Consider the following 6,278-nt stretch of genomic DNA (forward strand, 5'->3'; position numbering starts at 1 on the left):
GGCAACGCAACGGTGATCGAACGGTTGCCGATTTGTGTTGCAACAGAACCGACACCGGCGTCAACGCCGCGGATAATGCCTAGCGCACAGCCTCTCGACTGTCGACCGAATCCAGCGGCGCGTCCCGTGTTTCACGCATGATCAGAATCGCGATGAAGGTCAGAGAAGCGGCGATGAACAGGTACAGACCCACCCACCCGACGCCGTACTGCGTCGCCAGCCAGGTCGCGATGAACGGCGCCACGGCGGCACCGAGAATGCTCGCGACGTTGTAGGAGATTCCCGAACCCGTGTAGCGCACATTGGTCGGGAACAGTTCGGGCAGCACAGCGCTCATCGGCGCAAAGGTGAAGCCCATCAGTGTCATCCCGATGATCAGGAAGATCAGCATGGTGCCATACGATGTGGTGCCCGAGCCCAGCAACGGGCCGAACAGCGCGCCGTAAACCATGATGCCCGCGGTGACGATCAACAGCAGCCGGCGGCGCCCGAAACGGTCGGCGAGCCAACCCGACAACGGCAGCGTGCCGGCGAAGAACAACACGGCGATCAACTGCAGCTGCAGGAAGTCGACGTAACCGAACCCGAGGCCGGTGCCATCCGGTGGTCGCTTCCCGGTACCGAAGCTCAGCGCCCACGTGGTCACGATGTAGAACATCGTGTAGGTCGCCAGCATCACGAAGGTGCCGATGACCAACTGACGCCAGCTGGAACGGAAGACCTGTGCCAGCGGGCTCTTCACTTTCTCTCCCCGGGCCACAGCGCGGCTGAACACCGGTGTCTCCATGATGCGTAGCCGCACATACAGACCGATGGCCACCATCACCGCGCTCAACAGGAACGGGATGCGCCAGCCCCAGGTCATGAACGCCCCGTCCAGATCGGGCTCCGCCGTGCGGTGCCCGAGCCAGAAGATGAGCACCAGGAACAGGCCGTTGGCCAGCAGGAAACCGAAGGGCGCCCCGAGTTGTGGCCACATGGCGGCCCAGCCGCGTTTGCCGGGCCTGGCGGTCTCGGTGGCCAGCAACGCTGCCCCACTCCATTCACCACCGAGTGCCAGGCCTTGCGAGAAGCGCAGGACTGCCAGGAGCGCAGGCGCGGCGACCCCGATCTGGGCGTAGGTCGGCAACAACCCGATGGCGAACGTCGCAATGCCCATCAGCAGCAGCGATCCGACCAGCGTCGCTTTGCGTCCCACCCGGTCACCGAAGTGACCGAACACGACCGAGCCGACCGGGCGCGCGACGAAGGCGAGACCGAAGGTGGCCAGTGAGGCCAGCAGCGCGGTCGTCGAATCGCTCTTGGGGAAGAAGAGATGCGGGAAGACCGTCACCGCTGCGGTGGCATAGATGTAGAAGTCGTAGAACTCGATGGTGGTCCCCACCATCGACGCGACCACGATCCGTCGACGAGGAACCCCGTCGACCAGATCGCCTTCGGTGACGTCACTGCTCATCGTTGCGCCTCTCGCCTCGAATTCGGCAAAGGCACATCATGCCAGCGAGAGCGAGCGACGGGATTCGAACCCGTCATCCGGGAGTCGACACCGGGCTTCGGCCGCTCCTTGTCGAGGCCACCACCGCCAGCGTCGCGAGCCCGGCGAAGGACAGGAAAAGCCAGCGCGCGGCGGTGGCATCGCCAATGTCGGTGAGATTGACCACCACTCCGGCGAGAGCGGCCCCGAACGCCGCGGAGATCACTTGCACGGTGTTGATGGCGGCAGCGGCGGCCGGACCTTCGGCAGGGTCGTCCACCTTGCTCATCGCCCACGCCGAAAGGTGCGGCCACGCGATTCCGATGCCCGCGCCGGTGATCACCAGACCGGCCGCCCACAGCGCCACCAGACCGACTGACGCGTTCTCATGCTGGGTCAGCGCGCTGATCACCAAGCCGACCGCCATCACCACGGGCGCCACCGCGACGGTGCGGATGATCACCCGGTGGCGGCTCAGGGAAGCACTGCTGATCTCAGCGACCGTCCACCCGACCGCCAGGCCCGCGGCGAGGAACCCCGCCGCCAACGGTGTCAGATGGGCAAGCCGCTGACCGAACAACGGCACGTACATGTCGACCATTGTGGCGGCCATCAGCACCCCCAGCGTCGCGTAGATCCACTTCAACGGGCCCTTGCCGAACGCGCTGGGGGGCAACACCGAAGCGTCCAGCCGACGATCGACCACCACGAACAGCGCCACCAGTCCGAGGCCCGCGGCCACCAGGACGGCGGTCGCCCGACGGTCGTGCGGGATGCTCGCGACACTGACCAGCAGCGCGGCCGCGCCCAGGATGAGCAATGACCACACCGGGATACGGATCCGGGTGGCAGGTACCGATTTGGCAGTGTCACGGCGACTCGGCAGAGCGATCGGCACCAACGCCGACATCGCCGTGGTCAGCTCCACGAGAACACCGAATGCCCATCGCCACGAACCATATTGGGCGAACAGCCCGCCGGCGGTGGGCCCGACGAGCGTCCCGACACCCCACATCGCCGATACCAGGGCAGAAGCCTTTGTCCACAGCCAACTCGGCAGCGCGGTGTTGATCACCGCGTATCCCAGCCCGGCGAGCAGGCCTCCGGCCGCGCCCTGCACAGTGCGGCCGACCAGCAGCACCTCCATGCTCGGCGCGAGAGCGCAGACCACACTGCCCACACCGAAAACGCTGAGGCCCAACTGATACGACCACCGCGGCCCGAGACGCATCAGGACCGAGTGCACCGTCGTCGCGGCCATCACCGAGCCCACGAGGTACACCGTCGTCACCCAGGCGTAAAACCGCTGACCGCCGATGTCGGCGACCGCGCTGGGCATCAGGCTGATGGTCAGGAACTCGTTGGTCGCATAGAGCGCGATCCCGCCGGCGAGCACCGCTGCGGCCCCGATATTGCGGGGACCGAGAAGCTCGCGCCAAGTTCCGCCGGCAAGGTCCGCGGTGTCGGTCACGCACTAGACCGTAGGACCTCAACAGCGGTTGAGATCAAGTCATTTGAGGCCCGCGGCGTCCATGCCGCGCAGTTCCTTCTTCAAGTCGGCGATCTCGTCGCGGATCCGGGCGGCCAACTCGAACTGCAGATCCCGTGCGGCGGTCATCATCTGCGCGGTGAGGTCCTTGATGAGATCGGCCAACTCGGCACGCGGCATGGTGGTTGTGTCGCGGCCCTCGTAGATGCCCGCACTCACCGCCCGACCGGGTTCACCCTGAGCGCGACGGCCCCGCGACGCATTGCGACCCGATCCCCCGACATCGATCGTCTCGCTGTCGTCGGCTTCCCGGTACACCTGGTCCAGGATGTCGGCGATCTTCTTGCGCAGCGGCATCGGATCGAGCCCGTGTTCGAGGTTGTAGGCGACCTGCTTGGCCCGGCGCCGGTCCGTCTCGTCGATGGCCTCCCGCATCGAGTCGGTGATCTTGTCTGCGTACATGTGCACTTCACCCGAGACGTTTCGCGCCGCCCGTCCGATCGTCTGGATCAGGCTGCGTGCCGATCGAAGGAAACCTTCCTTGTCGGCGTCGAGGATCGACACCAGCGACACCTCCGGCAGATCGAGACCCTCACGCAGCAGGTTGATGCCCACGAGCACGTCGTACTCCCCGAGCCGCAACTGTCTGAGCAGCTCCACGCGGCGCAGAGTGTCCACTTCGGAGTGCAGGTACCGCACCCGGATACCCATCTCGAGCAGGTAGTCGGTCAGGTCCTCGGCCATCTTCTTGGTCAGAGTGGTGACCAGCACGCGTTCGTCGGCGGCGGTCCGCTTGCGTATCTCACCGATCAGGTCGTCGATCTGACCCTTCGTCGGCTTCACGACGATCTGCGGATCCACCAGTCCGGTGGGCCTGATGACCTGCTCGACGAACTCGCCGCCCGACTGGCTCATCTCATACGGTCCGGGGGTGGCCGACAGGTAAACCGTCTGACCGATCCGGTCGGCGAACTCCTCCCACGTCAGCGGCCGGTTGTCGACTGCCGACGGCAACCGGAAACCGAAATCCACCAGGTTGCGCTTACGGGACATGTCGCCCTCGTACATGCCGCCGATCTGCGGCACCGTGACGTGCGACTCGTCGATCACCATCAGGAAGTCTTCGGGGAAGTAGTCGATCAGCGTCGCGGGGGCGGTACCGGGACCGCGTCCGTCGATGTGCCGTGAGTAGTTCTCGATGCCGGAGCAGAAGCCCACCTGACGCATCATCTCCACGTCGTAGTTTGTCCTCATCCGCAACCGCTGGGCCTCGAGCAGCTTGCCCTGGCCCTCGAGTTCGGCCAGCCGGTCCTCCAACTCCTTCTCGATCGACGAGATCGCCTGCGCCATCCGTTCGGGACCGGCCACGTAATGCGTGGCCGGGAAGACCCGCAACGAATCGACCTTGCGGACGACATCGCCGGTCAGAGGGTGCATGTAGTAGAGGGCTTCGATCTCGTCGCCGAAGTACTCGATGCGCACGGCGAGTTCCTCGTACGACGGGATGATCTCGACGGTATCGCCGCGTACCCGGAACGATCCCCGGGTGAATGCCATGTCGTTGCGGTTGTACTGCACATCGACCAGCAGGCGCAGCAGCGCGTCGCGGGGAACCTCGTCGCCGACATTGAGCTCCACCGAACGGTCCAGATAGGACTGCGGGGTGCCGAGGCCGTAGATGCAGGACACCGACGCCACCACCACCACGTCGCGACGGGACAGCAGACTGGAGGTCGCCGAATGGCGCAGCCGCTCGACATCGTCGTTGATCGAGCTGTCCTTCTCGATGTAGGTGTCGGTCTGAGCGATGTACGCCTCTGGCTGGTAGTAGTCGTAGTACGACACGAAGTACTCGACAGCGTTGTGCGGCAACATGTCCCGCAACTCATTGGCCAACTGGGCGGCCAGGGTCTTGTTGGGCGCCATCACCAGCGTGGGACGTTGCAGTTTCTCGATAAGCCACGCAGTGGTCGCGGATTTACCGGTGCCGGTGGCACCGAGCAACACCACGTCCCGCTCGCCTGCGTTGATCCGCCTCTCGAGTTCGGCGATGGCGGTGGGCTGGTCGCCTGCCGGGTCGTACTCGCTGACCACCTCGAACTTGCCACCTGCGCGCACGATGTCGTCGACGGGACGATGCTCCGAGTGCGCCCGCACCGGGTGTTCAGTCGCGAAAGCCATTTCACCAGGGTAGAACCTGATACCGACATGTTCTGTTCCGGCGATCGCCGCGGCCCCCCACCGGGGCCTATCCTGGTCGGCATCCACCCTCCCAAGCACGAGACATTCGACCTCGCCGCCCGCACCAACACCGACCCGAAGGGGATCGTGCGGACGGTGGACGTCTACACGGTCGAACCATGGGGCCTCTACATGGCCCGGCCGACGCCGGGGCGAGCGCAGTTCCACTACATCGAGTCATGGCTGCTGCCGTCGCTGGGACTGCGCGCGACGGTGTTCCACTTCAACGCCGGCCACGAGCGCGAACAGGACTTTTACCTCGACGTCGGGGATTACACACCGGGACCGGCGAGGTGGCGGGGTGAAGATCACTATCTCGACCTGGTCCTGCGCACCGGCATCGGAGTCCAGATCACCGACGTCGACGAACTCCTCACGGCGGTCCGGCACGGCCTGCTCAGTCCGGAATGCGGCGAGCGGGCGATCTGCACCGCCATCGCCACCGTCGACGCTCTGGCCAGGCACGATTACGATCTTGACCGCTGGCTGTCGGGCAACGGCATGGCCCTGACCTGGCGCGGGGCTTAGAATCCTGTGTTGTGAGTTCGAGCAGACGGATGCACGCAGCCTGCGCGGCCATCGGAGCCGCGGTGATGACGCTGGCCGCCGGGCAGGTTCTCCCGGCGACCGCGTCGGCGGATCCGGACACCCAACCCCAGATCGAGACCCCCGCACCTGACCAAGAGGTGCTGCACAACATCGTCTATCGAGCCCGGGTGGACGGTGTCTCACGCGGCGCGACCATCACTTATCGGGCCGAGGGTGACCAGCTGCAGATCGCGAACCCGACGATGGTCCCCGGCCGTGTGTTCGAGGCCAACACCGTCTTACCGGCCTCCCAGATCGCCAATGTCCGGGTGTCCATCGAGTGGCCGTACTCGGCGAATCTGCATTGCGAGATCCTCGTCAACGATGCCGTGGTCGCGCAGGCCGACGATTTCATCGCGCCGCGGGTGACACCGCAGCGCGACGACCCCGACTACGGCGCGCTGACCTGTGAGGCCCCGGTCAGCGGCATCACCAACACCGTGCCGGTGGACCCGGCCGCGCCCCCGCCTGCCGAAGGACTGCCGC

General features: G+C 65.6%; 5 protein-coding genes. 2 read left to right on the forward strand and 3 right to left on the reverse strand.

The features are described 5' to 3' along the window. Positions 1-79: 79 nt before the first annotated feature. The 3 genes from WA965_RS21840 to uvrB form a co-directional block, all read right to left on the reverse strand. The gene (locus tag WA965_RS21840; protein ID WP_526296739.1) at positions 80-1,456 is read right to left on the reverse strand and encodes an MFS transporter; all 1,377 of its coding nucleotides are present in this window, start codon (positions 1,454-1,456) and stop codon (positions 80-82) included. A gap of 73 nt (positions 1,457-1,529) precedes the next feature. After that, a complete protein-coding gene (locus tag WA965_RS21845) occupies positions 1,530-2,945 on the reverse strand; it encodes an MFS transporter (RefSeq protein WP_526296741.1) in 1,416 nt (471 codons plus the stop codon). Between the two features lie 39 nt (positions 2,946-2,984). Next, positions 2,985-5,144, reverse strand: coding sequence for an excinuclease ABC subunit UvrB (gene uvrB / locus WA965_RS21850; RefSeq protein WP_526296743.1), 2,160 nt, complete (start codon positions 5,142-5,144; stop codon positions 2,985-2,987). Positions 5,145-5,225: 81 nt separating this feature from the next. Between uvrB and WA965_RS21855 the strand changes: the two genes are divergently transcribed. Together WA965_RS21855 and WA965_RS21860 are read left to right on the forward strand one after the other, a co-directional pair. After that, entirely contained in the window at positions 5,226-5,732 is a 507-nt protein-coding gene (locus tag WA965_RS21855) for a ribonuclease FAU-1 family protein (RefSeq protein ID WP_526296755.1), read from the forward strand. A 29-nt stretch (positions 5,733-5,761) separates the two neighbouring features. Next, the coding region (locus WA965_RS21860; protein ID WP_526296757.1) for a hypothetical protein at positions 5,762-6,278 on the forward strand (517 nt) is incomplete at its 3' end.

Source organism: Mycobacterium sp. (genome assembly GCF_049683935.1).
Lineage (GTDB): Bacteria > Actinomycetota > Actinomycetes > Mycobacteriales > Mycobacteriaceae > Mycobacterium.

Excerpts from the sequence above, each read along its gene's own strand:
- uvrB (WP_526296743.1), bottom strand. The coding sequence starts at position 5,144 with ATGGCTTTCGCGACTGAACACCCGGTGCGGGCGCACTCGGAGCATCGT.
- WA965_RS21840 (WP_526296739.1), bottom strand. The coding sequence starts at position 1,456 with ATGAGCAGTGACGTCACCGAAGGCGATCTGGTCGACGGGGTTCCTCGT.